The 26,104-nt window shown below is 39.7% G+C and carries 24 protein-coding genes; 8 read left to right on the top strand and 16 right to left on the bottom strand.

Annotation, left to right across the window (positions count from 1 at the left end):
• Window positions 1-2 precede the first annotated feature (2 nt).
• From HWQ39_RS08330 to HWQ39_RS08320, 3 genes are all read left to right on the top strand, one after another.
• Window positions 3-2,084 (top strand): dynamin family protein, encoded by a 2,082-nt coding sequence (locus HWQ39_RS08330; RefSeq protein WP_292843435.1) that lies wholly within the window; start codon window positions 3-5, stop codon window positions 2,082-2,084.
• A gap of 144 nt (window positions 2,085-2,228) precedes the next feature.
• Window positions 2,229-4,490, top strand: a complete 2,262-nt coding sequence (locus HWQ39_RS08325; protein ID WP_292843434.1) for a dynamin family protein — start codon at window positions 2,229-2,231, stop codon at window positions 4,488-4,490.
• Between the two features lie 68 nt (window positions 4,491-4,558).
• Entirely contained in the window at window positions 4,559-5,254 is a 696-nt protein-coding gene (locus HWQ39_RS08320) for a DUF305 domain-containing protein (RefSeq protein WP_292843433.1), read from the top strand.
• A gap of 20 nt (window positions 5,255-5,274) precedes the next feature.
• On the opposite strand, the gene HWQ39_RS08315 is transcribed toward HWQ39_RS08320, so the two are convergent.
• Window positions 5,275-5,859, bottom strand: coding sequence for a Uma2 family endonuclease (locus HWQ39_RS08315; protein ID WP_292843432.1), 585 nt, complete (start codon window positions 5,857-5,859; stop codon window positions 5,275-5,277).
• 117 nt (window positions 5,860-5,976) lie between these two features.
• Window positions 5,977-6,678 carry a peroxiredoxin gene (locus HWQ39_RS08310; RefSeq protein ID WP_292843431.1) on the bottom strand — a complete coding sequence of 234 codons (702 nt, stop codon included), beginning with the start codon at window positions 6,676-6,678 and terminating at the stop codon, window positions 5,977-5,979.
• Between the two features lie 371 nt (window positions 6,679-7,049).
• Between HWQ39_RS08310 and HWQ39_RS08305 the strand changes: the two genes are divergently transcribed.
• Window positions 7,050-7,763, top strand: coding sequence for a hypothetical protein (locus tag HWQ39_RS08305; protein ID WP_292843430.1), 714 nt, complete (start codon window positions 7,050-7,052; stop codon window positions 7,761-7,763).
• 2 nt (window positions 7,764-7,765) lie between these two features.
• Here HWQ39_RS08305 and hpsP read toward each other — a convergent pair whose 3' ends face one another.
• The 7 genes from hpsP to glmM form a co-directional block, all read right to left on the bottom strand.
• Complete coding sequence (gene hpsP / locus HWQ39_RS08300; protein WP_292843429.1) at window positions 7,766-8,938, bottom strand: hormogonium polysaccharide biosynthesis glycosyltransferase HpsP; 1,173 nt, start codon at window positions 8,936-8,938, stop codon at window positions 7,766-7,768.
• A gap of 120 nt (window positions 8,939-9,058) precedes the next feature.
• Complete coding sequence (gene hpsO / locus HWQ39_RS08295; RefSeq protein ID WP_292843428.1) at window positions 9,059-10,234, bottom strand: hormogonium polysaccharide biosynthesis glycosyltransferase HpsO; 1,176 nt, start codon at window positions 10,232-10,234, stop codon at window positions 9,059-9,061.
• Between the two features lie 31 nt (window positions 10,235-10,265).
• Window positions 10,266-11,246: a hormogonium polysaccharide biosynthesis glycosyltransferase HpsN gene (hpsN, locus tag HWQ39_RS08290; RefSeq protein WP_292843427.1), complete on the bottom strand. Its 981-nt coding sequence runs from the start codon at window positions 11,244-11,246 to the stop codon at window positions 10,266-10,268.
• Between the two features lie 392 nt (window positions 11,247-11,638).
• Entirely contained in the window at window positions 11,639-12,790 is a 1,152-nt protein-coding gene (locus HWQ39_RS08285) for a glycosyltransferase family 4 protein (RefSeq protein WP_292843426.1), read from the bottom strand.
• An 11-nt stretch (window positions 12,791-12,801) separates the two neighbouring features.
• Window positions 12,802-14,448 carry a hormogonium polysaccharide biosynthesis protein HpsL gene (gene hpsL, locus HWQ39_RS08280; protein ID WP_292843425.1) on the bottom strand — a complete coding sequence of 549 codons (1,647 nt, stop codon included), beginning with the start codon at window positions 14,446-14,448 and terminating at the stop codon, window positions 12,802-12,804.
• Between the two features lie 66 nt (window positions 14,449-14,514).
• On the bottom strand, window positions 14,515-15,288 hold the full coding sequence (locus HWQ39_RS08275; protein ID WP_292843424.1) for a glycosyltransferase family 2 protein: 774 nt from the start codon (window positions 15,286-15,288) through the stop codon (window positions 14,515-14,517).
• Window positions 15,289-15,703: 415 nt separating this feature from the next.
• Window positions 15,704-17,170, bottom strand: coding sequence for a phosphoglucosamine mutase (gene glmM / locus HWQ39_RS08270; protein ID WP_292843423.1), 1,467 nt, complete (start codon window positions 17,168-17,170; stop codon window positions 15,704-15,706).
• Window positions 17,171-17,676: 506 nt separating this feature from the next.
• On the opposite strand from glmM, the gene HWQ39_RS08265 reads away from it, so the two are divergent.
• The gene (locus HWQ39_RS08265) at window positions 17,677-18,393 is read left to right on the top strand and encodes a heme oxygenase (biliverdin-producing) (protein ID WP_292843422.1); all 717 of its coding nucleotides are present in this window, start codon (window positions 17,677-17,679) and stop codon (window positions 18,391-18,393) included.
• Window positions 18,394-18,593: 200 nt separating this feature from the next.
• Here HWQ39_RS08265 and HWQ39_RS08260 read toward each other — a convergent pair whose 3' ends face one another.
• Window positions 18,594-19,841 (bottom strand): tetratricopeptide repeat protein, encoded by a 1,248-nt coding sequence (locus tag HWQ39_RS08260; RefSeq protein WP_292843421.1) that lies wholly within the window; start codon window positions 19,839-19,841, stop codon window positions 18,594-18,596.
• A 107-nt stretch (window positions 19,842-19,948) separates the two neighbouring features.
• On the opposite strand from HWQ39_RS08260, the gene cobW reads away from it, so the two are divergent.
• Together cobW and HWQ39_RS08250 are read left to right on the top strand one after the other, a co-directional pair.
• The gene (gene cobW / locus HWQ39_RS08255) at window positions 19,949-21,007 is read left to right on the top strand and encodes a cobalamin biosynthesis protein CobW (RefSeq protein ID WP_292843420.1); all 1,059 of its coding nucleotides are present in this window, start codon (window positions 19,949-19,951) and stop codon (window positions 21,005-21,007) included.
• A 110-nt stretch (window positions 21,008-21,117) separates the two neighbouring features.
• Window positions 21,118-21,588 (top strand): ABA4-like family protein, encoded by a 471-nt coding sequence (locus HWQ39_RS08250; protein WP_292843419.1) that lies wholly within the window; start codon window positions 21,118-21,120, stop codon window positions 21,586-21,588.
• A 67-nt stretch (window positions 21,589-21,655) separates the two neighbouring features.
• Here HWQ39_RS08250 and HWQ39_RS08245 read toward each other — a convergent pair whose 3' ends face one another.
• From HWQ39_RS08245 to HWQ39_RS08225, 5 genes are all read right to left on the bottom strand, one after another.
• Window positions 21,656-21,871, bottom strand: coding sequence for an acetyltransferase (locus tag HWQ39_RS08245; RefSeq protein WP_292843418.1), 216 nt, complete (start codon window positions 21,869-21,871; stop codon window positions 21,656-21,658).
• Window positions 21,872-22,156: 285 nt separating this feature from the next.
• Entirely contained in the window at window positions 22,157-22,465 is a 309-nt protein-coding gene (locus HWQ39_RS08240; RefSeq protein ID WP_292843417.1) for a DUF3181 family protein, read from the bottom strand.
• Window positions 22,466-22,581: 116 nt separating this feature from the next.
• On the bottom strand, window positions 22,582-22,839 hold the full coding sequence (locus tag HWQ39_RS08235) for a hypothetical protein (protein WP_292843416.1): 258 nt from the start codon (window positions 22,837-22,839) through the stop codon (window positions 22,582-22,584).
• Window positions 22,840-23,034: 195 nt separating this feature from the next.
• On the bottom strand, window positions 23,035-23,616 hold the full coding sequence (locus tag HWQ39_RS08230) for a carbonic anhydrase (RefSeq protein WP_292843413.1): 582 nt from the start codon (window positions 23,614-23,616) through the stop codon (window positions 23,035-23,037).
• Between the two features lie 544 nt (window positions 23,617-24,160).
• On the bottom strand, window positions 24,161-24,646 hold the full coding sequence (locus HWQ39_RS08225; RefSeq protein ID WP_292843412.1) for a molybdenum cofactor biosynthesis protein MoaE: 486 nt from the start codon (window positions 24,644-24,646) through the stop codon (window positions 24,161-24,163).
• Window positions 24,647-25,085: 439 nt separating this feature from the next.
• Here HWQ39_RS08225 and HWQ39_RS08220 point away from each other — a divergent pair, with 439 nt between their 5' ends.
• Window positions 25,086-25,466 carry a response regulator gene (locus tag HWQ39_RS08220; protein ID WP_366932236.1) on the top strand — a complete coding sequence of 127 codons (381 nt, stop codon included), beginning with the start codon at window positions 25,086-25,088 and terminating at the stop codon, window positions 25,464-25,466.
• A gap of 60 nt (window positions 25,467-25,526) precedes the next feature.
• Here HWQ39_RS08220 and HWQ39_RS08215 read toward each other — a convergent pair whose 3' ends face one another.
• Complete coding sequence (locus HWQ39_RS08215) at window positions 25,527-25,943, bottom strand: KTSC domain-containing protein (RefSeq protein WP_292843410.1); 417 nt, start codon at window positions 25,941-25,943, stop codon at window positions 25,527-25,529.
• Window positions 25,944-26,104: the final 161 nt, after the last annotated feature.

Below are 26,104 nucleotides of genomic sequence, written 5' to 3'. Positions count from 1 at the left end.
TAATGAGCAATCAGGTAGCAACTGACAGATTTATCCAAGATTTAGAGCGTGTTGCTCAAGTGCGATCGGAGATTTCTGTATGTTTGAGTAAACTGGCTGAAACAATTAGTAAAGCTGAGTTAGCTGGAGATTCTTCATCAGGAAAACTCAGTTTAGAGCGAGATATTGAAGATATTACTGTAGCTAGCAAAAACCTCCGTCAAGGAGTATTTCGCCTTTTAGTTTTGGGCGATATGAAACGGGGTAAAAGTACCTTTCTCAATGCCTTAATTGGTGAAAACTTATTACCAAGTGATGTTAACCCCTGTACAGCAGTATTAACGGTTTTACGCTATGGGCCAGAAAAGAAAGTTACTATTCATTTTAATGATGGGAAAAGTCCGCAACAGCTAGACTTTCAGAACTTTAAATATAAATATACAATTGATCCGGCTGAAGCTAAAAAATTAGAGCAGGAGAAAAAACAAGCCTTTCCCGATGTTGATTATGCAGTAGTGGAGTATCCCTTAACGCTATTAGAAAAGGGAATTGAAATTGTCGATAGCCCAGGATTGAATGATACAGAAGCGCGAAACGAATTATCTTTGGGTTATGTAAATAACTGCCATGCAATTTTATTCGTGATGAGAGCTTCTCAACCTTGTACCTTGGGTGAGCGTCGCTACCTAGAAAATTATATCAAAGGTCGAGGATTGACGGTTTTCTTTTTAGTTAACGCTTGGGATCAGGTGCGGGAATCATTGATTGATCCTGATGACGTCGAAGAACTCAAAGCATCTGAAAATAGATTACGGCAAGTATTTCACGCGAATTTAGCAGAATATTGTTCTGTAGAGGGTCAGAATATTTATGACGAACGCGTGTTTGAGCTTTCGTCAATTCAAGCACTCAGACGACGCTTGAAAAACCCTCAAGCTGATTTAGATGGGACTGGCTTTCCGAAGTTTATGGAAGCCCTTAATACTTTTCTTACCAGAGAACGTGCGATCGCGGAACTACGTCAAGTCAGAACCTTAGCAAGACTTGCCTGCAATCATACCCGCGAAGCAGTTGCTAGACGCGTACCATTACTTGACCAAGATGTAAATGAATTGAAAAAACGGATTGATTCAGTAGAACCAGAGTTTAACAAACTCACAGGTATCCGAGATCAATTCCAAAAAGAAATTATCAACACCAGAGACACTCAAGCAAGAACAATTTCCGAATCTTTCCGCAGTTACGTTTTAAACTTAGGTAATACTTTTGAAACCGATTTCTTACGCTATCAGCCAGAATTAAATTTGTTTGATTTTCTCAGTAGTGGTAAACGAGAAGCATTTAACACCGCACTGCAAAAAGCCTTTGAGCAATATATCACTGACAAATCTGCTGCTTGGACATTAACTGCTGAAAAAGATATCAATGCAGCTTTTAAAGAACTTTCTCGCAGTGCTGCACAATATGGCGCATCTTATAGTCAAATCACAGACCAAATAACAGAAAAGCTCACTGGACAAGACGTAAAGGTACATGCCACTACTACCACTGAAGAAGATAACTCTCCCGGCTGGGCAAAATGGGCAATGGGATTATTATCACTCTCTAAGGGAAATCTTGCTGGTTTTGCAATGGCTGGGGCTGGATTTGATTGGAAAAATATCTTGTTAAACTACTTCACTGTAATTGGAATTGGTGGGATAATTACCGCAGTGACAGGTATTTTTCTTGGCCCTATTGGGTTTGCGTTGCTAGGTTTGGGAGTAGGATTTTTACAAGCAGATCAAGCGCGTAAAGAGTTAGTTAAAACGGCGAAGAAAGAGTTAGTTAAACATCTCCCCCAAGTTGCACATGAGCAATCTCAGGTTGTATACAATGCCGTGAAAGAGTGTTTTGACTCTTATGAAAGAGAAGTGAGTAAGCGGATTAACGATGATATCGTCTCTCGTAAATCTGAATTAGATAATTTAGTTAAGCAAAAACAAACCCGCGAAATCAATCGTGAGACTGAGTTCAATCGTTTAAAAGATTTACAAGAAGATGTAATAGCTCAGTTGCAAAAAATTGAAGCAGCCTATAGCAACCTATTAGCTTACTATAGCTAATATATCTCATTACTCTCGTTCCCAGCTTCAAGCTGGGAACGCAATTCATTGAGGCTCCACCTCAAATTCTAATGATTATGGGAGGCGGAGCCTTTTAGTAGGCATTCCCACCTAAAAGCTGGGAACGAGGAAGATAGGATAACTATGCAGCAACAGTATGAAGGTTATAAGGATTTAGCAGATTCTCTAAAATCTGCATCTGCATTACTGAATTTAGAACGCAAATCGCAACTACATCAAGATATAATTACCATTTGCAATCATTTAGTTAATCCTAGTTTTCGCATTGCGGTATTTGGGCCCTTTAATCATGGCAAATCTACCTTGCTGAATGCCATGTTAGGGAATCGCACCTTACCGATTGATTTAATCCCTACCACAGGCGCATCGATTACTGTCAAGTATGGTTCTGATGTGCGAACTCGCATCATGTTGGTAGATGGTACAGAAATCTATCGTAGTGGCACAGAAATTTTACAACAATTTGCAATTCTTGATGGTAATAGGCAGATGCGAAAAGATGTAGCATCTGTGGAAGTTTTTTGTCCGCATCCCTTCTTAGAAACAGGTGTAGAATTTCTTGATTTACCGGGAACAAATGATCGAGATGAACAAGATAATTTAGTTAGAGAACAACTTTTAAGCGCAGATTTAGTTATCCAATTATTAGATGCACGCAAGTTAATGACTTTAGGTGAGCGGGAAAACTTACGAGATTGGTTATTAGATCGCGGTATTAAAACAGTTATATTTGTTGCTAATTTTCTGAACTTACTCGAACCCGACGAGCAAAAACAAGTCCAAAATCGCCTGCTGTTTGTTGCAGAAAGCTTTCGAGCTGAACTACCTCCAGGTTTTAGTAATTTATATCGTGTTGATGCTTTACCAGCCTTAAGAGCCAGATTAAAAGGTGATGTTGCGGCTGCCAATAGTAGCGGTTTAGCAGCTTTTGAAACAGCGTTGCAAAATATTGTCGGGATTGTGCAACCAAATCGTGGTAGCGTGCGTTTGCCAAGAGTGGAAGCGATCGCTTCTCAAATCCAACTCTCATTAAAAGCTAAAATTGACCCAATTTCTCTTGAAATAAAATCTTTTGATGATAAACAAAATACTAAAATTGAAATTAAACAAAAAGCAGCCGACTTAATTTATAAAGGTTTTGTGACTAGCGTGGGAGATTTACGCGATTGGCTAGCGTTACCTAAGTTACTCACAAAATATCAAGCTGATGCAGCAGTTGCATTGGCAGAAAACAAATTTAAGGATTGGCAAACAAATACTTTTAAAAAAGACCTAAATCAATTACAATTAGCTGCGGTTAAATGGCTTTATCAAGCTTACGAATTTTTTCAAGAAGAAAGACCACAAGATTTATTAATTCCCTTTTCTAGCGAACCACAAGTAATGCTACCCCCAAAGCCAAATAATAGTGATGATTTGAGTGAACCTGGTTCTATCGCTGTTGGTGGTGGTATTGGTTGGTTATTAGGCGGCCCAGTGGGTGCTGCTGTCGTCGGGAGTATTTCTTATTTGCTAAACAAGAATATCCAAAAACAAGACGAACAATTAGCAAAGGAATCTTATCATCAGGAAGTTGCTAAACTTTGTATAACTGCGGTTGAAGATTATTTATCTAGTTTTAGCAGTCAAGGGTTATCAATTTTAGATGAATATGAACAAAAAATCGATAAAATAATTTGTTTTGAAGTCAGTCAAGCACCACTAGAAGTTACTAATAAGCGGGAAAGTTTGCAGCAATTACAAAACGGTTTTAATCATTTGCTACGAGAGTTAGAAAAGGTAAAAATACTCTCAAATTATCAACCTTATAAAGAAATACCCAAATCCAACAACACTAATAGAAAATATTCGCCACAGCCAAAGAGAGTTGAAACTTCTCCTGAAAAAGATACTGGTGTTAAGCGACAACAGGAAAATCCTGCTAAGAATACTCAGACAAGGGTAAAATCTGTTTCTCCACCACCGCCAAAAGCTTCTCTCTCTCCACAAAAAGAAGAGGTTGAGGCAAAATTTCGTGATTGGGAACTCAATGAGGAAATAGCGCGAATGAAAGCAGAGATGCGTAGCCCTAAGGCTTATCAGACATCGCCTGGTTCTGAAACTGGGAAAAAGCAAAATACAACTCAAAGCAACAAAGCACCAAATCAACCAAAAACCCAGACGGAAAAAGATCAGATTACTCGCGCCTATAGCATTTTAGGATTGCAAACAAATGCTTCTCAGGCTGAGGTAAAGCAAGCTTATCGAACTTTAGTAAAAAAATGGCATCCAGATTTGTTTGTGAATCAGCCACAACTGCTAAAACAAGCACAAGAGAAAATGCACTTAGTTAATGAAGCGTACACAATTTTGACTGATAAACAACCAGATCCCCGACTTCTTTGAGAACTGGGGGATCTTTAGATTTCAGGCTAGCAATTTGATTAGAATTGGGAAATTGTTAGGTGAGACTTATGGAACTGCTATCTTTGAGGAATGGGTTTTTGGCGTTAACCTTGAGTGCGATCGCTTCAGCCAGTGGGTTAATCACAGGCTGTACTAGTACTGCTTCCCAGAACCAAAGCCAAGCGCCAGAAGCAATCACCACTAATCCTAATGACAAGCAGATGATGAATCACGGTGGTGGCATGAATCACAGCATGGGAATGGATTTAGGCCCAGCCGATGCTAATTTTGATTTACGATTTATCGACGCGATGATACCGCACCATCAAGGGGCTGTGGAAATGGCGAATGTTGCACAGGTGAAATCAAAACGTCCTGAAATCAAAAAATTAGCAGACAATATCATCAAATCGCAAAACCAAGAAATCACTCAGATGAAGCAGTGGCGACAAGCTTGGTATCCGAAGGCGGGAGATAAACCAATGGCTTATGACAGTCAAATGGGGCATACGATGGAAATGTCACCTGACCAAATGAAAGCTATGATGATGAGTCAAGACTTAGGTGCATCTGATGCTGAGTTTGATCTGCGCTTTATCAATGCGATGATTCCTCACCACCAAGGGGCTGTAACAATGGGGCAAGATGCCTTGGGTAAGTCTAAGCGCCCTGAAGTTAAGCAATTAGCTCAAGAAATTATCAAAGCACAAAATACAGAAATTAAGCAAATGCGGCAGTGGCGAAAAAGCTGGTACAACAAGTGAGTCTAATTCGTAATTCGTATTTACCAAACTTTACTCATATTGAGAATAAACCCAGGCAATACTGACTCGCCACTTACACTAGCAGGATTATCTAAACATTCCTCTGGCAATCCAGGACGATAAATATAGACTTGATGCTGCTTACGGTCAATTAACCACCCTAACTGTATTCCTGGCTCATTCATATATTCCTCCATTTTATCCTTCAAAGTTTGGAGGTTGTCGCTAGGAGATTTGAGTTCGACTACAAAATCGGGACAAATGGGTGCAAACTTTCGCTGTTGTTCTGGAGAAAGAGCATTCCACCGTTCTAGTTTAATCCAGGAAGCATCTGGAGAGCGTTCTGCACCTGTTGATAACTTAAATCCGGTACTGGAGCTAAAAGTTATACCTGTACCATCTTGTTCTGACCAAACCCACAGCTGTCCTGAGATATTAACTTCTCGGTTTCCTGTCTCTGAACCAGTTGGAGGCATAATTACCAATTCTCCAAATTTATTTCGCTCAATGCGTAAATCACGATTCATCTGACAGAAATCAAAAAATTGTTCGTCTGTCATTTGCATTGATGACGGAATTTGCAAAACCAACGGAGATGAAAACATCGGAATTTCCTCCAGGTTCGGATGCCTAGTTAACTAACTATAATTCTCACGCAAATAAACAAAGACGCAAAGTTATATCTTTGCGTCTTTGCTTTTTATCCGAAATCATTTTCAGATTTACTTGTTAGGCTGAGGAGTTAGACGCAGATAGGGTTTTACTTCCTCGTAACCTTTGGGGAATTTCTGTTTGAGTACTTCTGGATCTTTCAGTGAGGGGACAATTACGACATCCTCTCCATCTTTCCAGTCAGCTGGTGTCGCCACACTGTAATTATCAGTCAATTGCAGAGAATCAATCACCCGCAAAAGCTCATCAAAGTTGCGTCCCGTACTGGGAGGATAGGTGAAAGTGAGACGGAGTTTCTTGTTAGGGTCAATCACGAAAACCGATCGCACTGTCACCGCCGCATTAGCATTGGGGTGGATCATGTCGTAAAGATCGGAAACTTTGCGATCTGCATCCGCCAAGATTGGGTAGTTAAGGGTGGTACTTTGAGTTTCTTCAATGTCTCCCACCCAGCCTTTGTGAGATTCAACGTTATCAACGCTGAGTGCGATCGCTTTGACATTGCGTTTGTCAAATTCTGGTTTTAGCTTGGCAACTGTGCCGAGTTCTGTTGTACAAACAGGTGTAAAATCAGCAGGGTGAGAAAACAGCACAACCCAGCTGTCACCTGCCCATTGGTAAAAATCGATGTCGCCGTATGTTGAGGCTTGCGTAAAGTTTGGTACTGTGTCACCTAGACGAACCATGTGAGATTCCCTGTAGTTAGAAAGGCATATATATTCTAGTATGCTATCATCCCATAAAACTCCCATTCCCCAATCGGGCTTTAGCGGTTTGAAACAAAATTTTAGGTTGTCAGCGCTCTTGGATATAAGATGAAACAGAGATAAAAACTATTGACTAAAATACACATATATGCTTTTCGATAGTGTGTTTTTCATACAGATTTTTCTTTACATAGAGAATTGCAAATATCAGGCTGATATCTGACTACAAGCCATTGCACATCTAGGCTTATTGAGTTCCAATTTTTTAAAATTATTGCAGAATTATGGGAAACTTTCTTGGTATGGATGCAATATTGTGAGAAGTCTCTAAGCTGTTACAAATTGAATTCTCATAAAGTAAGTATTGAGAATAAAGACTACAAATATATTTATTATTTTTGAATTTTGAATTACTTATGATGATAGTAATCTTTTTGGCGATTGGTGTTATCCTCAGCACAAGTGCAAGTTTTGTTTTTGGAATTCCCTGGTTGATGCCGATTTTCGGTGCTGCTGTCCCCTATCCTATTTTCTTTTTAGAAGTACGTCGTCAACAATATAAAAGTGCTTTTTGGTGGATGTTACTGTGGGGAGTATTGCAGAGTATTGCCGTAATTATAGCAACAGCGATCGCACCAGAAACAGCCGCAAAAGTGATCCTCCGTGGACAGTCATACACTACAGAGATGCTGCACTGGATTCGCACGGCAGAAGGTATGGAAGGAAAAATCAGTTTATTTTTACCAGACCATTTATTGCACTACGGGATTTTTTGTATTCTCTGCGTTGTCACCTTAAGTAGTGCGGCATTGATATTCGGTACTTGGATGCTGAATTACATGAATTTTTATGTTGCAGAATTGGTGAAAGTTAGTGCTAAACCTTGGTTAGCAGCTATTTTAGGGTGGTATCCTTGGTCAATTTTGCGGATAATCGGATTTATCGCCACTGGAGTAGCTTTGGCTGCATTGGGATTGAATTTAATAACTCGCATTAGAGGCGAAGTTCCGAAATCTCCCTTTCCAAAAACTTATATGTTGATTGGGATTGGTTTTGTGATTGCGGATATCGTTGTGAAAGCAGTTCTAGCGCCTATTTGGCAAAAACTGCTATTGTCTGCATTGGGTTAAATTCATTTGTTCGTCAGAATTTTATGGTACGCTTGGATTGTCTGCTTTGCGATCGCATCCCAGCTAAAATTTTCCAAGGCATACTTTTGGGCGTTTAATCCCCGTCGTTGGCGTTCTGCGGGATTTTGCAAAGCTTCTTGCAGTAACTCTACCAGCGCTTGCACCTCTGTTGCGCCTACCCAACCCGACTCACTATCACGTATCTGTTGACAAATATGCACTTGGTCAGAAATGACTACGGGTACACCTGCTACCATCGCTTCAGCGACAGCAATCCCAAAATTTTCGTAGTAAGAAGGCAAGACAAATAAATCAGCAGCTTGTAGTAAACTAACTTTAAGTTCACCAGTGACAAAGCCCGTAATTGTAGTGTGCGATCGCAGTGGTGAATTTTGAATTTGGGAAATTATCTTTTGTTCGTAATCTGGATCTTGAGGATTTGTCCCAGCTAAGACAAAATGAAACTTATAACCAACCCCTAATAGTTTCTCTAGCGCCGGAATCAACAAATTTAACCCCTTTTTTGGGTCAATTCGTGACATAAACAGTACCAAAGGTACGTCTTTTGGTATTTCTAATTGACTACATATATTTGTCAAACTAGATTGCGGGGGAATTACACCCAAAGGAATCACCAAATCTGGTGTAGATACTCCAAATCGTTCTGATATTTTAGCTTCTTGATCGCTGGTAAAATGAATTGCTGCGGCACTAGCTAAATTTTGACGTTCTATAATTGCCACATAAAGCTGTTTTAATTGCTTTTTCTTCCGTAAATCAGCCGGATCGAGAGTACCCAAAGAGCGGAAAATATAAGGTAGTTTTTGCTGACGACACACAATAGCAGCAGCACTAATTATAGGCGAGAATAAAGCATGAATATGTGCTATGTCAAACTCGTGAGCATGACGTTTTAGCCAGTTTAATAAATCTAGGGAAAATTTGTAGCGACGAAACGGGGCGCAATGAAAGTAAATTATTTCATAGCCATCTTGTTTAATTGGGCAATTTAAAGGAACATCCAGAGGTATTTGACCATTATCGCCATTACTATCAGTTGTCAGAATTGTAACTTCCACTCCCTCTTTTACCAACGCTGGCGCTAGCCCTAGTACCATTTGACTAGGGCCGCCGTAAATCAAAGAAATTGAGGGGACAATTTGTAATATTTTCATTTTTTTGTCATTAATCAAGAGATTTTAACCCACGGAGGTGGGTTTTGTCTGTGTAGCCGCGACTTCTAGTCGCTTCTAGTCGCCAGGGCTAGTAATAAATTAGACTTTTCAAACATCTTATTAATGACTATTAACTAACTCTTGATAAAACTCCAATTGCTGTTTAGCCAAAGCTTTATTTGTATATTTAATCATCGCTTTTTGATAACCCATTTCACCAAGATTATGAGCAAAATCTGGTTGATCCATTAATTGAACTAAGCAATTAGCAAGGGCTTGAGGATCACCTTCAGGAAACACTAAACCAGCATCGCCAATTACATAGGGGATTTCACCAGAATCAGAACCAATTACAGGGACTTGGCAAGCCATCGCTTCAATTAGCACATGACCAAATTGTTCTTTCCAGCCAATAGAAGTTAAGGTTTTAAACTTGTAAGTCGTTTCTGAAGGTAATACTAAAGTACTCATTAAGTTTATATAATTTGTCACCTCGTCATGAGGAACACTTTCTACCAAAATTAACCGTTCTTTAATATTGTTTTCTGTAGCTATCTTGATTAATTCACTTTGCAACTCTCCCCGACCCAGCAAGAGTAATTTCCAAGGTTTATTTTTCAAGGTAATTAAGGCTTGTAAAAGTGTCAATAAACCCTTTTCTTGCACAAATCTTCCAACAAAACCTACCACAAAATCTTCTTTTTCAATGCCAAATTTAGCTGCCAACTCTGGTTGGGTTTTGGGAGTAAATAGACTTTCATCTACACCCAGTTGTGGCATAACTTTAATTGCTCCTTGATATCCCCGTTCTCGCAAAACTTCTGCTCCATCTTGATTACCAGAAATAATGCCGTGGCTGTGATTGAGGTTATATTTTTCTAATAAAGCAATTGGTGGTTTGAGATTATATGGAAGATTCCACCAGGTAAAAAATAAATTTTTTGCCTTGAGTCCTAATAGCTGATTTAAGGCAATCATTTGAGTATAGGCTAAGGCTCTAGACCCTTGTTCAACTTGGATGATTTGGGGGCGAAATTGTTTTAATAAAGATATCAAATCAGCGCCAAATGTAAGAAGTCCCTGATGATTTTGACTAAAATTAGAAACTGGAACTATTCTAAATCTGCCTTCATCACGGTATTCAGTTTCAATAATTCTGTTTTGGACACCACCTGGTTTCCAGCGCTTTGGAACTACAACTGTCACTTCAATATCGGGTTCTAATTGAGATAAAGTGCGTAATTTTTCACAGTTGAGGTCTACGATATAAGTATGACTAGCAACTAAAATTTTCATTTATCCTTTGTTATTCACTAATGACCAATGCCTAAACTTGTTCATCTAATCGACTGTAAACTTGACCATCGTTCCATATTGATTGGATGACAGTACCCAAAGCTTTGAAAAAACCCAAAATGTAGAAAATAGCGCGAGTAGCAATTTTGATGGGGGAACCGCTTTTGTGACAAGGTGGGCGTCCTAGAACGTGACAGTCAAATAAACGGGCGTATAGGCGCAAAGCTTGAGTAACAGTGAGGTTTTTCAGTCCCAGTAAAAAATGATTGTGGTAAAAGGTGAGTTGATATTTTAGCGATCGCATACTAATATCATGACAACCCCCAGTTTCTTCGCCTAAATGCACCAAATGGGCTTCTGGGTCGTACCAAATCTTATACCCTGTTTGTCGCACCCGCAAACAAAAATCTGACTCTTCGCGTACTGCACTACCACGAAATCTTTCATCAAACCTCAGCCCGTACTTAGTAAAGATTTCGCGGCGAAATGACATATTGCAACCCCTTGTTGTCAACACTTGCTGGGGTTTGGTGGTATGTACTAAATCAATATGATACCAAGCAATTCCTGGGTCCATAGCTTCGGGAGGTAGATATTCAATCTCTAAATCTCCTCCAGAATCACCTAATTTCATTCTGTCAAATACCCGTCCAGCAACAGCCCCCACTTCTGGATTTTGCAAATAATTTTTCGCATGGGCTGCTAACAATCCAGGGGTTAGCTGAACGTCATCATCAATAAATAATATTATTTCACCAGATGAGCGGCGAACAGCATAATTCCGCGCCCCTGGCAAACTCGCCCAATCTAAGCGCAACCATTTAATTTTAGCTGCATCCGCCATCTCTTCTAGGTAGGTTTGAATTTCTGGTTGATGCTTTGGAGTTTGGTCTACAACTAAAACTTCAAAATTGGGATAGTCCTGTTTTAATATATCCACAATGCTATCTCGTAGCGCTTCTTCCCGCCCGTAAGTCGGAATGACTACAGTAATTAATGGCCAATTATTCATGAGTTTTTTTAAGTAATTTTACTATTTCTATAATAACCTTGTAAAAATTAATTTTCTAGTTTTGTAGTGGCGTGACAAGCAAAAAAATAGTGCATTAGAGGATGTTTGAAAAGTATTTGACTGTGATTTTAGGCACTAGTTGATCCCCCCTAACCCCCCTTATAAAGGGGGGAACCAGAATTAAAGTCCCCCTTTTTAAGGGGGATTTAGGGGGATCTAGAACGTTTTGATACCTACAATAGGACTTTTCAAACATCCTCTAAGAGAAAATCAAGAGTTTTTAACCCACGGAGGTGGGTTTGGTTTGTATAGCCGCGAATTCCATTCACCCGGTGAGTAATGTCTTTCATCTCAGCACGGGCTAAACCTTAGCTATCCGCTAACAGCACTTTTCATACTGCTGCGGCATAGAGATTATCAAATAACTCATTTTGCTTTTCAGAGTTATGCACAATTTGGGCTTGAGCTAATGCTCCTGCACTTAAAAATTCATAGTGTTCTTGCTTATCGCTTCTATCAAAAAATTGGATAATTTGCTCCAATGCTTTTTCTGCTAAATAGTCATAAGTACTATTAAGAATTTCCCAATATTCATTACTTTTAGTTTTCTCTCCATACATCCAATCACTCCAGTGCCTAATTTCATTAACTGGCAATTCTAAAATATAGCCATTTTCACCGTGATGGACAAACTCTGGTAATGCACATACATTTGTCGTAATTACAGGAGTGGCAACAGAAAATCCTTCGATGATGCTAAAGCCATAAGTATCGTGTAGTGTAGCCATTAATTGAAAATGGCTTTGCGATAGTAATTCAAGAACTTTATCGTTAGGAATATCTTTGTGAAAAACAACGTTATTTAAATTTAGTAACTTTAAATCTTCCAGATATTTGGTGGTATCGGGGAAATCTGTAGGTACTCCTGAACCATGTCCCAGTCCTGATATGATATGGATGGTAAGAGGTAAACCTAGTTTTTCAGCTTTCTTTGCTAGCCTTAAAGCGACAACTCCACCTTTTCTAGCAATGTGATGCCCGACGAAAACAAGCTGTAAATTTTGGTCTGGTTGATAAGCTTTAGGTTGATCCACTCTGGCAGTAAAATTTGGATGAATTACATCCAATTTATTAGTTAATTTTTCTTCTGTTTTCCAGCCTTTTATCCGGTTAATAAATCTCAGCTTTGCATAATCTGATATGGCTATCAGTTTTTGACAATTGTCTAGCGCTAACCGATTGTTTAATAAGTCATAAACTATTGCCTCTTGTTTATTTTTAGGATTCCTATATAAAACCCGATGATCTTCAAATGTGAGAAACCAAGGCTTATTTGTGTATACAATTCTGTTGAAAGAATGAATAGCGTGGTATTTTCTCCATAAAGGTTGCCAAGGTAGAAAGCTTGCTAAAGGATACCAAAGTCTTTCTATCGGATATCTACCTGTAGGAAAAGATTTGACTTGGAGTAGTGTATGTCTAGAATTACGCGGTAAGTTAGGAGTTCTGATGTGGTTCTGACCGCATACGATAATTTTTGCCATTTTTATTTCATTTAAATTGTTTTGAGACGTTTTTTCTTGTTTTTTTGCTGAGGATCGGCCTCTTCTTTATCTTGTTTCTCCAGTTCTGGCAATTTAAAAAGAACTCCCGCAAAAAACCAATAGTAGACAGCAACCGGATCGACATCCAAAGGATAGTAGTAGGTGTTGTAGCTAATAAACAATATAAACACCCACAAAGCTGCTCCGTAACTGCGGAAATTACGGTTTTTTATGGAGCGATAGGTTTTAAAGCCAATAATGGTTAAACTTGTTACTAGACCCAGAAAGGCGAGTACTCCAAAAATTCCAACTTCAAAAAGTACTTTGGGGTAATAGGTTTCTACAAGCTTAGTTTTACCCATTACTCGGGCAGAGTTAGTTGCTCGACCTAAGCCACTTCCCAAGGGGCCGTCTACGTTTTTCCAATTCTCTTCAAATTGCTGGACGATAAAATCTTGAGGTGGTGAAGCTTCCCATCGACCTGTAAAACTCTCGGTTCTCTGTTGCACGACTTCAGGGTTAGTCACCATTGCTATTCCCACAACTAGGGCAAGTCCTATGCCTATGGGGATAAATCGTTTCAGGTTGCCAAGTTGTCCGGTAAGCAGTAGCAAAATCCCGAAGCAGATTGGTACTAAAGCTAAGGCAATTCTCTGTCCAGAGATTACAGCATTGACAAATACTGTCACTAAAGAACCTAAACCAATCAGCCGCCACATTGGGGAGGGATCGGTGAAGCCAGTGGCAAAGGTAAAAAAGGTGCTGGAAATTAAGAACCATGCCCATTGCCAAGGGGCTACAAATGTCCCTGGTAAGCGAATAACCCCTTCTTCAGGACTATATAAGAGCGCTCCACCAAAATAACACCGAGCTTCTAGTGATGTGACAAATAGGGCATTTCCTTCAAGACCTCTAGTGCCTTTACATACACCAGTTAGTAGTAAAAAGTATTGAATAAATCCCAGCACACAGCAAATCAGTATGAGAGAAATCTGGAGGCGTGATAAAAATAGAAAATCCCGCTTATCTCGAATTAGATAGTAAGCACAACCAATCAGGGGGACATAGCCTAAAAATACTTTCAGTCCCAGAATGCCCATGCCTAAAGGTATTTCTTGGGTTGCTTTTTCCAGTAGTCCCAGTCTAGGCGGGTTAAACTGCTGTCCACCATTGATAAACAATAGTGTTAGCAGACTGCAAGCAAAGACTATATAAAGTGGGATTTTAATCCCTTGGGGAATAATTATGGGTAGTCCCTGCTTGCGACAAGTCTGCCAAAGCCCAATTAGCGCTGGAACATAAAAGGCATCTTTAGCTAATTGGAGTATGGGACTATTGCCCAAGTAGTAGGTGATAGTACCCCCAATAGGTACGTAAATGATGAAGGCATATAGCGCTTGGCGCGGGTATTTGTAGGAAAGGGATATGACGAATATCCCTAAAACGCCAGGGAGCGCTGCTTTAATTCCACCTACAAAAAAAAGTAGAATGCCAAAGAACACACTGCCAAAGGTGGCGCTGGTGACTAAGCTAATAAATTCTTTACGTGCTTGGGCTGCTTTGCGCTTTTGGGCTAACTGTTCTTTAAGGCTAAGAGTAGGAGTTTCTTTTACAGCCTGTTTTTTAGATTTTTGATTTTTTGACTTAGATTTTGGCATAGTGGCGCTGTAGCCGATCAGCCTTAAAAAACAATCTATAGCTTACATATAAATGGATTGCAATGGCTATAGTATGTACAAACCAAATTCATCCTTAATTGATTGAGTTAGATATTTTCGATCAAAAATATTAAAATTTAACTTCATTGAACCGTAAAAAAGATTTTCTCCTGTTTCTAGAATGTAAACTGCTCCCGGAAATGGTAATTTTTCAATAGGTTTATCTTTGCTTTCTAATACGCCTTTGATTTTACCGTGGTCTATATAATATTTGTAGTATCCATAGCCCCGATTATATTCTGCATTTTCTGGTAAGAAATTTAAGTCATATCGGATAATATTGGAGGTACCACACATGGAATAAAAATCTTTTCTTTTAATATATATATAATTACTACCTTCTTTATATTTATAACCCTTATTGATAAACCATCCATTAGAGTCAGGATGTTGCTTAATAAATGCGGCTAAGTTTTTGCTGATGCAATCATCTGCATCAACTGCCATAGTGTGAGTTGGAGAAAATTGATGAGCATACATTAATCCCTTCAAAATCTTTCGCCCTTTATCTGTGTCTCCTCTAGCTATAGGGTTTGTCTCGTTGGGAGAAGGAAAATCAACTGTAATGTAAGTAATTTGGGGATGATTAAATTCTATTTTTGGCTGTTCATGGCAAACGACAATAGCGTGAAAATCAGCAGAGGTTTGATTACAAATTGATTTGATACATCTTTCAAAGGATTCGGTGACACGCTCCCAAGAATTGGAAACTTGCGGACTTTTAAGTGGGACAACAAAAACAAGCATTTTATTACCTTGAAAAAGATAATCAATGAACACACACAAACCTCTTTTCTTGTGATAAAAGAGGTTTAAAATATACATAAAAGTGCAAATATGCAGCAGAACTCAGGAGCGGAGCCGGAGACACTCCGCCTCCGGTCAGAGTGGGCTACGCCCCAGAAGTAAAACAGTCGTTATCTCTGGTATTGAGACTTAGCTTGTGTACTTCACTCAACTTGAAATCTGCTGTAAATAGTAAATTTTCCACAGATGACCAAGGCTGGTTAATTTGCAGAAACTATGATGACGAAAAATTTGCATTTGTGGAAGGTAAGATAGCAGCTACTCCCTTCTCCCAAAGAATACCTAATTTAATAAACTGTAAAGACGCGTAAGGGACGCGTCTGCTAGAGAAGAGAAGGACATCAAAAATAGATAGGTAATCTGATTGCGGGAAGGGAGTAGCAAATGCCTATATGTGTTGCTGGACTTGCGAAACTAATTCATTTGTCCAGTGGTTTGCAAGATCGGCATTGGCAGCTTCTACCATAACCCTGATTACTGGTTCTGTGCCAGAGGCACGAACCAAAATTCTGCCGGAATCTCCCATTGCAGCTTCAGCAAGTGCGATCGCTTGTTGGAGAGGTTGGCAATCTTGCCATCCTAAGCGGCGATCGCGATCGACGACTCGCACGTTCCGCAACAATTGTGGATAGGTCTGGAAGCTTTGATCTACTAATTCGCCTAAGGAAATACCCGCTTCTCTGACCAAAGCTGCTATGTGTAATGCAGTTAACAAGCCATCCCCAGTTACGGCATAATGACGGCAAAGAATATGACCTGATTGTTCGCCGCCTAGCATTCCCCCAGTGCGCTGCATTTCGGCTTGCACGTATTGGTCGCCAACTGCGGTACGAATTAAGTTACCACCAATTTGCTGCCAAGCTTTTTCAAAGCCTAAGTTGGCCATGACTGTAGATACAATCAGGTTGTCTGGCAATTGTTGGTTTTGTTGCAAGTGCCGTCCCCACAGGTAGAGAATGTAATCCCCGTTAACTTGCCTGCCTGTATTGTCTACTGCTAAGACGCGATCGGCGTCGCCATCGAAGGCAAAGCCGATGTCGGCGTTGTGTTCTTGTACTGTCGCTGCCAGAATATCTAGGTGTGTGGAACCACAGTTAACATTAATGCGATCGCCATCTGCTTCGTTATGCAGGCAGATTACCTCTGCCCCCATTTGTGTAAAGACTGATGGTGCTAACCCAACTGCTGCTCCCCATGCCAAGTCTAAAACAATCTTCATTCCCTGAAAATTTAGGGCACCGTTTAAGGGTTTTTTCAAAGCCTCGCTATAATGTCCCACTAACTCTAAACGTGAGTAATGCCGCCCACAATTACTAACTCTAGTAATAGGTGATATCTTGCCACGCAGTCCCGCTTCTATTTCTGCCTGCAATGTTTGCGGTAACTTTCCACCATTAGCACCAAAAATCTTAATCCCATTGTCTTCTGGGGGATTGTGGCTAGCAGAAATCATCACTCCGCCGATGGCATCAGTGATGCTGGTGAGATAGGCAATGCAAGGAGTGGGACATAACCCCAAATACCAAACTTCTAACCCTGCTGCTGTTAACCCTGCACTCAAAGCCATTGCCAGCATATCGCTGGAGTTTCTGGAGTCCTGTCCGAGGATGACTGGCCCTACTTGAGTCGCATGGTTACGTAAAACAATCCCCGTCCAAAAACCAACTTGCAATGCTAGGGGCGCACTCAATAATTCTCCCACTCGTCCGCGAATCCCATCTGTGCCAAATAAAGGATTTGCTGGTAGTGGGATTAAATTCTGTCCAAAACTACTCTCAATCCCTTTTACCAATCCCTCAGCTTCGGAAGCAGAATCCCCAGGAATGCCTGATGTTCGAGTTATAGATGAAACCATATTTTTAAACACTCCACACAATCACACTGAAAAATAGCACTTAAGACTTTATTCAGCAATTTTGACATGCTTTTTCTCTTTAGAAATTCATTCTAGTTTAAGGTTTTTTTCCGTAATAATACTGAATTTATGTCTCTGAAATTGTAAATATTTCATGAAGTAAGTATTGCTTTTTACATTATCAATAAAGTTTCCACATTTTAGCTAATTATTCCTTTTTTGCCCTCAACTTTTAGATTGATTTTTATTTTTATTAGTTCAGACTTTGCAATGACATAAAAATCCCATTTGATTTTTGAACGTATCGCGGTAGTCCCTGCCACCGAAATGTCAAGTTATATTCTCTTAGCCTCACTAATGTATTAAAAGCTACATGATTATTGGAGCTTAAAAAATTTTAATATAAATTCTCATCAAATAGTTTTAAGGTAACGTTTTAATGGCTTTTTTAGCCGTTAGTGAATCAAAACTCCGGCAGTTAACTTTTTAAAGTTGAGAAATTTAGTATGAGCAGCAATTTAGCAACCAAATTACGTGTAGGCACTAAGAAAGCCCACACAATGGCAGAGAATGTAGGTTTTGTCAAGTGCTTTTTAAAAGGAGTAGTGGAAAAAAACTCTTACCGGAAACTAGTTGCTAACTTCTACTTCGTCTACTCAGCGATGGAAGAGGAAATAGAAAAGCACCGCCAGCATCCAATTGTTTCTAAAATAAACTTTCCTCAGCTAAACCGCAAGCATAGCCTAGAGCAAGACTTGACTTATTACTTTGGTGCCAACTGGAAAGAGCAAATCAAACTATCTCCCGCAGGTGAAGCTTATGTCAAGCGCATCCGAGAAATATCTCAAACCGAACCAGAACTGTTAATCGCCCATTCATATACTCGTTACTTGGGTGACTTATCCGGGGGACAAATTCTCAAAAATATTGCTGTAACAGCAATGAATTTGTCGGATGGGCAAGGAACAGCTTTTTATGAGTTTCCAGAAATTACTGATGAGAAGGGATTCAAAGCCAAATATCGGCAAATTTTGGATGAATTACCCCTTGATGATGCTACAAGCGATCGCATCGTTGATGAAGCTAATGCCGCTTTTGGCACGAACATGAAGATGTTCCAGGAATTGGAAGGTAATTTAATTAAGGCGATCGGTGTAATGCTGTTCAACAGTCTCACACGGCGTCGTACACGCGGTAGTACTGAACTCGTCACTGCTGAGTAATGAGTAATGAGTAATGAGTAATGAGTAATGAGTGCTGAGTATGGTGTGTGGAATTATAAGTCCAGACAGCCTGATGAAGGATAATTCATAGGTCTTTCTGGAGAAAGAGCGAAAAACGCTCAAAATATTTAGGGGCAATAGCCTTGTGACTGCTTTTGATTCGTGAAAGCAAGCATGGGGAGATTGCCCCTCAATTATGTTTAATTAGCGATTAAATTCTTGAGAGCATCTTTAGCATCAGTGTTTTCTGGATCTATTTGCAGCGCTTCCCGAAAAACTGCCGCCGCCTCTTGTTTTGAGCCATCACCAGATTCACCATAGGAAATATCTCGGCCAAGTTTGATATAAAGTTCAGCCATTTTGCGACGTGGAATCATATTCGCTAGCGGCTGATAAAAAGCTATGACACCACTAAAGCCTTTTTGCTTGTAAAGTGGCAAATTTATATTGGAGCAGGTGTCATAACTGCCTTCACCAGTTTTTATCACCTTTTGGCAAATTGCCAAAGCTTCATCTAGATTTTCTTGTTGAGCTAGTGCTTTGGTTAGTTGACTGTAATAATAATCGGTAGGTTCTTTGACAATAGCTTGACGATAAAGAGCGATCGCTTCTTGGTGTTTTTCTTGTGTGATCAGGATATCGGCCAGTTCTGTATATGTTGAAGCGTCAGGCTCGATTTTGATTTGTTGGCGGTAGGCTGCGATCGCTTCGTTCACAAAGCCGCGCTTTAATGATAGTTCAGCCAACTTTTTATAAAAAACCTTGCTATTGGGGTCATCTTTAGTTAATTGGCGATAGATAGCTACTGCTTCTGAATATTCCAAGATTTCACCCAACTTCTCATAAGCGCTATCAGAAAAAAGATAACCACTTTCATCAAGTTTAATGGCTTCGCGGTAAGCTGCGATCGCTTCTTCTGGTTTGCCTATTTTGAATAAAGTCTCGGCTAAATAGTAGTAATTACTGGAATCAGGACTCAGTTTAACTGCTTGACGGTAAGCTACTAATGCTTCCTCTATGCTGCCAACTTGCTGCAAATTCCTAGCTAAAATAATGTAGTTGCTATCATTTTTAGGATCGAGTTTGACGGCTAGACGGTAAGCAGCGATCGCTTCAGTAGTTCGTCCCTTTTCTGCGAGAAAATTCCCTAATTTGAGATAAATTGCCGAATCGGGAGTTAATTGCAACGCTTGGTGATAGGTAGCGATCGTCTCTGTAATCTTGCCTTGATTAGATAGAACATCTGCCAGCTTGACGTAAGCATAACTGTTTTTGGCATCGCGCTCAATGAAACTCCGCCAAATATGAGCGGCTTCTTCATAATTTTTCACTTCTTCGGCAGATGTTGCTTTTTGTTCTAACTCCTCTACCGTTTGTGCCACAGTGATTTGAGGGATTAAAACCAAACCTAAACTCAACAAAAACGGCAATATTTTCAGGTTTACCATAGACTTTCAGCTTAAAATAACTAAGTCAATCTTCAAACCAAGCTTAATCTCAGTATTTAAGTTTGTAACCCGTAAAACTTACCATACTGGGTAAATCAGGCAAAAATATGGCTACGAAAATTCCTGTCACAGTGATTACAGGCTTCTTGGGTAGTGGAAAAACTAGCCTAATTCGCCACCTACTACAAAACAACCAAGGACGCCGCATTGCCGTTTTAGTCAATGAATTTGGCGAACTCGGTATTGATGGCGAATTGTTAAAATCCTGTCAAATTTGCCCCGAAGATGGTGAGGGCGACACTAATACTAATATCTTTGAATTAACTAACGGCTGCTTATGCTGCACCGTGCAGGAAGAGTTTTACCCGATGATGCAAGAGTTAATCAAGCGGCGAGATAGCATCGACTGCATTTTGATTGAAACCTCTGGTTTAGCCTTACCAAAACCGCTGGTAAAGGCTTTTCGTTGGCAAGAAATTCGCAACGCTGCCACTGTAGATGCGGTAATTACGGTGGTAGATTGTGCGGCGGTAGCAGCAGGGACATTTGCTAGCGATCTAGAGGCGATCGCAGCCCAGCGGCAAGCAGATGATAATCTAGAACACGAAACACCCTTGCAAGAACTGTTTGAAGACCAACTTGCTTGTGCAGACTTGGTGGTGTTAAATAAAATTGATTTGGTAGATGCCGAGACAAAAGCCAGAGTTGAGGAATTGATTAAGCAAGAATTGCCCAGAGTGGTGAAGATTGTCGAGACCGATGCCTACGGTGGGCATTCTCAACTTGATGCATCTATATTATTAGGATTCCAAGCCGCAGTTGAAGACAATTTAGATTCTCGTCCTAGTCATCACGATACCGAAGAGGATCACAATCACGATGAAGAAATTACCTCAACTAATTTAATTTTGGATCGTACCTTTGACCCAGAAAAGCTGCAACAGCAGTTAGAAAAATTAGCGCAACAACAAGAAATTTACCGGATTAAAGGCTTTGTCGCAGTGCCAAATAAATCTATGCGTTTAGTTATGCAAGGCGTGGGAACCCGATTTGATAAATTTTATGATCGCCCCTGGAAACCAGAAGAGGCACGGCAAACCCGCTTAGTTTTCATCGGACGTGATTTGAAGTCTTCAGAAATTGAATCACAACTTGTAGCTTTATAATGATACCCAGATCCCCGATTTCTTTAAGAAGTAGGGGGTCTTTCTCCTGAGAGTTACTATTTATGAATAATTAGTTAATTCAAAACAAAAATCCTTCACTTTGCAAAAATATGACGATTTCTCAACTATTTAACGTTGCCAATCTTTTCGTATTTCCATTTTGGGCGTTGATGATTTTATTGCCAAACTGGAAAGTCACACGTCAGATAATGTCATCATATCTACCCTTTGTGCTTTTAGCAGGGACATATTTATATTTGTTTATTAACAGCATTACGCCAGAAAATGCCCAAGCTTTATCGAATCCTCAATTAGCTGATATTGCGCGATTTTTTGCAGATGAAACTGCTGCTGCAACAGGTTGGATTCATTTTTTAGTAATGGATTTATTCGTCGGTCGCTGGATTTATTGGGAAGGACAGAAAACAGGTATTTGGACAATTCACTCTTTGGCTTTATCTTTGTTCGCTGGGCCTTTAGGATTACTATCTCACATCTTGACTGACTGGATTACTAAGACATTTTTTCCTAAGTTTCAGCAAAATGAAGGGGTGACAGTAGGAGAAAAAGCTGCGTCATAATCTGCCACATAATAGGGTAGCACAGCTGTACTACCCTACTATTACCAATTACCTGATTTTAAAATCATTAACCGTTGTCATGTCTATAGTTAGCATCTAACCAACAGCGTGGTAGAACTTCACCAGAAGGAAAAACAAGATTTTCTTTCTTAAAAGTATCAGGTGGCTGTTCTTCTTGACCTTGTTGTTCTTTTGCGTGAATGACATCATTATTCGGGTCAATCAATTCTTGAATTTCCAGAATTTCTACCAATTCGCCAGAATCTTTGATTTGTAAAAGCATAGAAATCGCCTCAATAAGTTTCCATGAAAGTTAGAAGTGAGTCTCAAGATATACTCACTCGCGTCTCAACCAATTTAGAAGGTCGAGATTCCTTATTTGTTAAAGGAAATTTTTTACCAGATATGCATAAATAAATTACATAAAATTCATCTATGTGTCTCTTTGTTTTTATCTTTATAAAATTGTTACAGTAAAGCAAGAAAATCTTCAATTCAGCATTTCGAATTAAATTAGGAAATACTGACCGAGAAAATTGTCTAATTCAAATAATCTTGGTTGTAGATATTAGATTTCGCGTTGATATTTTTCTAAAATATCAACTAATGTTACTTGGCATTGCAGTGGCAATAAATCACTTAAAGGAAGTTCGCTTCTACCGCCGCCAATTTTTACTGTAATTGATTTCAAGACTTTTAAAACTTGATCTTCACTTACATTCTTGGAAGTAATCAAGGGATACAACTGTTCCGCAACAAGGGTGTGCAGTTTGGCATTAGATAAATAAAGATGCCATTTGGCAATGTCTATGTAAACATTTTCGCCAATTTCAGCTGCTAGGGCTTCCAGTAATTCTGTGGTGTTAGTCTTTGCCATAAAAATAACCCTACATTAAGAAAAAGTGCGAAATCTCAGGCTTTTTTACATTATTGCTCAATTAACGGGCTAATTCCACTACCACAGGTTACAATCGCCCTAGCATTAGTCAGTCTTCAGGTGGATTTAGGCGGAGTTTCGCTGTAATTAGCGATCGCACTAATATAGATTAGATGCACCAATACTATTCCTATCCAACTTACAGTCAATAACGGCAGCCATTCCCAGGTAGTGGCTTTCAATATGTGAAAAAACCATAACCCAGAATTAATCGTAGCAGCGATCGCCACATGCACGGCAAAATTCATCCGGTCATCGATCTTGCGGTAATCAGGGTCTTTGCGATCGGGTTTGCGAGGCCAACGAGGAGGCATAAATATTTGTTACAGATTTAAATACACCCTATTCCGGGTAATTGAAACTTTAGCAGATTTTTACTTAGGTTTGATCGGCTTCGGTAAATCATTCACGAGAGCAATGCGATCGCTTGGATGACCTGCTATATAATTCTGATGGTATGCCGCAGCCTGATAAAAACCTGTATTAATTTTTAATTCTGCCTTGCGGTACTAGCTAGCCTGACCAACTTGTGTAGCTTCTGGAATTTCAATCAATTTCCCAGTTTTGACATCATATAGGTAGCCATAAATTGGAATTTCTGGCGGTACTAATGGATGAAAGCGAATTCGTTTCACGTCTGCATAGACGCTTTGTACCTGTTCGGTAATAGTCAACCAGTCAATAAACTCGGCTTCGCTTGAACCTCCTCCAGAACCAACATCATGCCAACCCGTTTCGTCTATTTTGGCGGTTTTCAAACTATTCGCCAGTAAATTTCGGATAACTTGGTCTGTGAAGGTTTCCATACCACAATTCGTGTGGTGAATCACGAACCATTCACGAGTACCAAGTAACTTGTAAGAGATTACTAAAGAGCGAATTGCATCATCACTAGCGCGTCCACCTGCATTCCGAATTACATGGGCGTCTCCTTCAGCCAATCCAGCAAATTTTGCTGGGTCAAGTCTAGCGTCCATACAGGTGAGAATAGCAAATCGACGAGCCGGCGGGATGGTAAGGTCGCCTTTGTCACCAAAATTTTCGACGTAAGCGTGGTTAGCTGATAGGACTTCTGTTAAAACTTGACTCATGATTTTAATTTGATGTCTCTGTGGGCAATAGTTTGACCAGTAAGTTGATGTTGCTGATTTAACTACTGTAAGTCGATAGATTTTAGATATTTTCTAAAAAGTACTTTCCCACGAGTTCATCTAAAAGGCAAGTATCGTTATTATATAGCCTCAAAAATAGTTTCCATCCCCGTTAGGGGAAGTGGTTATGTAAAGACTTGCCTTCTGGAAACCTTTCTGGGCAAGGGTTTGAGATACCCAAATCGACACCACTTTTTAAATTGTCAATAGTTATCAACTCATTCTCAATAATAGAGTGATTTTGTAGCCTGAAACCCTTGCTGTGCAAGCAATCAACACCAGTCAACGGAGTTATGCGGTTTTCAAGCTTCTGGCGAGTGGTGTCGATGAGTTCAACACACTTGCAAAAAAGGCATAGTACTTTACCTAAATTGTCAATATTTTGTCAAAATCCTTAATATTTATGAGCGAGATATCGGTAAATTAGGAATCTTAACAATTTTCTTCTGATGTTTCACACGCGGCAATACTCACCCTAGGAATCTTAACAATTTTCTTCTGATGTTTCACACGCGGCAATACTCACCCAGCGACTAGAACCATCTTGCCAATGTTCTTTTTTCCATATAGGGGCATTGTGTTTGAGCGTATCAATAGCATATTGACAAGCTTCAAACGCCTCACTCCGATGGGGACAACCCACCGCGACTAAAACGCTGATTTCCCCAACTTGCAAACGTCCAACGCGATGATGAATTGCGACTCGATTCACATCAGACATAGATAAGCGAATATCAGCAGCAATTTGATAAAATATCTGCAATGCCATTGGTTCATAAGCTTGATACTCTAGAGCAATCACAGGTTTACCATCGGTTTGATTGCGAACCATGCCACTCATCACAACCACAGCACCATTGGCTGGATCGTCAGACTTGGTGTAAATTTCTTCAAGAGATAATGGTGCAAAGGTAATGGCAAAACTATCTTCGGCTCTTGGTTTAACAGCAGAGGCAAATGTGGTTGTCATAACAGCTTTGATATTGTATAGGCTTTTTATATTGTCTCTGAAAAAAGCTTTGATAGTCTATGTTTAATGGCTTTTGTTAATGCTTGTGGGCAAAAGCATATTTTTGCAGTTGATAAATTTTGTTGCCCATGAGGATAGTAATTAAGGGTTAAAATTCTCTTTCCATAGTAAAAATAATTTTATTTGTTAGCAAGAAATTATCATGACCCAAATCTTCTAAAATCTATTTAAAATAACCCAATTTTACTATTATTGCCTTTAATTCATATTACTATAATGAAAGTAATCAAGTTATCTGCTTGTTAAATTATTTAAATGATCAGATAGGAATTTGATTGGACTATCCAGTGCAGTCAAGGCTGAATTGCCTACAAAAGTGTGACATGCAATCCAACCGTTACAAGATGTAGAAATCCCGACGGGAGCGGGAGAATGCATTTTGGTTGTAGATGATGAAACTGCCATTCAGGAAATTACTAAAACATCTTTAAAAAACTATTATTATACAGCAATTACTGCTAGTGATGGCATAGAAGCATTAGCAATTTATGCCCGGCATAAAGAGAAAATTAGGGCGGCGATTATTGATATAATGATGTCCAAAATGGATGGAGCAACTACCATTCGCACATTGCAACGCCTAAATCCGCTATTGCCGATTATTGCTGTTAGTGGACTGGCAACAAGTGAGCAAGTCCCAATCGATAAAACGGCTGAGTATACAGCCTTTTTACCTAAACCTTATAGTGTTTCCCGACCTAGTAGGGGCACGGCATGCCGTGCCCCTACACCTTGTGATGTAATGTTGTACCTCATCTGAATGGGAACCGCTATATACAACGCAATAATTATTGAAAACTCTACATGCAGTTATTAGCCATTAATCTGCACAATCTAGACGATCGCAATCATATCTACCTTTAATCTCTTGATTGAAAAAGCTGCCAATGGAGTCAGAGGAGTGTAAATCTTCCCAAGTATCCTCGTCTACGCCTAAGTATTGATAAACAGTGCCACTTTGAAACTCAACTTGCAAAATCTGTTCGTTGTGATCGTAGCCTACAGCCATAGCCATTGAGGAGACGACTGGTAGCATCAAAATTGGTTCTTCTTCAAAAGGTAATGCAGTTGTTTCGGCAATCGCTTCGTTGAGTTCTTGCAATCCTTCATAAGCTTGTATTGGCGCTGGAATTTCCAAAAACTCTAATTCGTCGCCTCGATCGAGCAACAACTGCAAATATCCATCAGAGTGAGCGATCGCTACTAAACTGCTCAAGTCTACCTTAGATAGCTTCATTTATTTGGCGCTCTCCTATTGGTGTAGTCGGGAGTGTTAAAGTTTTATACAATACTTAATTACTTTATAGTACAAATATACTATAAAAGCACTCTGCTGTCAAGTTTTTTCACCAAGGGAGAATTGTATCTGTGTATGGACTGGGCAGGTAAGATACCCAC

The sequence above is a fragment of the Nostoc sp. NMS8 genome, from assembly GCF_017115045.1.
Classification (GTDB): domain Bacteria; phylum Cyanobacteriota; class Cyanobacteriia; order Cyanobacteriales; family Nostocaceae; genus Nostoc.
This window is presented reverse-complemented; position numbering and strand designations above follow the sequence as displayed.

Excerpts from the sequence above, each read along its gene's own strand:
- hpsO (WP_292843428.1), bottom strand. The coding sequence starts at position 10,234 with ATGAAAATTTTAGTTGCTAGTCATACTTATATCGTAGACCTCAACTGT.
- HWQ39_RS08285 (WP_292843426.1), bottom strand. The coding sequence starts at position 12,790 with ATGGCAAAAATTATCGTATGCGGTCAGAACCACATCAGAACTCCTAAC.
- HWQ39_RS08330 (WP_292843435.1), top strand. The coding sequence starts at position 3 with ATGAGCAATCAGGTAGCAACTGACAGATTTATCCAAGATTTAGAGCGT.
- hpsN (WP_292843427.1), bottom strand. The coding sequence starts at position 11,246 with ATGAATAATTGGCCATTAATTACTGTAGTCATTCCGACTTACGGGCGG.
- HWQ39_RS08240 (WP_292843417.1), bottom strand. The coding sequence starts at position 22,465 with ATGGCAAAGACTAACACCACAGAATTACTGGAAGCCCTAGCAGCTGAA.
- hpsL (WP_292843425.1), bottom strand. The coding sequence starts at position 14,448 with ATGCCAAAATCTAAGTCAAAAAATCAAAAATCTAAAAAACAGGCTGTA.
- HWQ39_RS08260 (WP_292843421.1), bottom strand. The coding sequence starts at position 19,841 with ATGGTAAACCTGAAAATATTGCCGTTTTTGTTGAGTTTAGGTTTGGTT.
- HWQ39_RS08315 (WP_292843432.1), bottom strand. The coding sequence starts at position 5,859 with ATGTTTTCATCTCCGTTGGTTTTGCAAATTCCGTCATCAATGCAAATG.
- HWQ39_RS08305 (WP_292843430.1), top strand. The coding sequence starts at position 7,050 with ATGATGATAGTAATCTTTTTGGCGATTGGTGTTATCCTCAGCACAAGT.
- glmM (WP_292843423.1), bottom strand. The coding sequence starts at position 17,170 with ATGGTTTCATCTATAACTCGAACATCAGGCATTCCTGGGGATTCTGCT.
- hpsP (WP_292843429.1), bottom strand. The coding sequence starts at position 8,938 with ATGAAAATATTACAAATTGTCCCCTCAATTTCTTTGATTTACGGCGGC.
- HWQ39_RS08215 (WP_292843410.1), bottom strand. The coding sequence starts at position 25,943 with ATGAAGCTATCTAAGGTAGACTTGAGCAGTTTAGTAGCGATCGCTCAC.
- HWQ39_RS08235 (WP_292843416.1), bottom strand. The coding sequence starts at position 22,839 with ATGCCTCCTCGTTGGCCTCGCAAACCCGATCGCAAAGACCCTGATTAC.
- HWQ39_RS08245 (WP_292843418.1), bottom strand. The coding sequence starts at position 21,871 with ATGCTTTTACAAATCAAAGATTCTGGCGAATTGGTAGAAATTCTGGAA.
- HWQ39_RS08250 (WP_292843419.1), top strand. The coding sequence starts at position 21,118 with ATGACGATTTCTCAACTATTTAACGTTGCCAATCTTTTCGTATTTCCA.
- HWQ39_RS08230 (WP_292843413.1), bottom strand. The coding sequence starts at position 23,616 with ATGAGTCAAGTTTTAACAGAAGTCCTATCAGCTAACCACGCTTACGTC.
- HWQ39_RS08265 (WP_292843422.1), top strand. The coding sequence starts at position 17,677 with ATGAGCAGCAATTTAGCAACCAAATTACGTGTAGGCACTAAGAAAGCC.
- HWQ39_RS08225 (WP_292843412.1), bottom strand. The coding sequence starts at position 24,646 with ATGACAACCACATTTGCCTCTGCTGTTAAACCAAGAGCCGAAGATAGT.
- HWQ39_RS08325 (WP_292843434.1), top strand. The coding sequence starts at position 2,229 with ATGCAGCAACAGTATGAAGGTTATAAGGATTTAGCAGATTCTCTAAAA.
- cobW (WP_292843420.1), top strand. The coding sequence starts at position 19,949 with ATGGCTACGAAAATTCCTGTCACAGTGATTACAGGCTTCTTGGGTAGT.
- HWQ39_RS08320 (WP_292843433.1), top strand. The coding sequence starts at position 4,559 with ATGGAACTGCTATCTTTGAGGAATGGGTTTTTGGCGTTAACCTTGAGT.
- HWQ39_RS08310 (WP_292843431.1), bottom strand. The coding sequence starts at position 6,678 with ATGGGAGTTTTATGGGATGATAGCATACTAGAATATATATGCCTTTCT.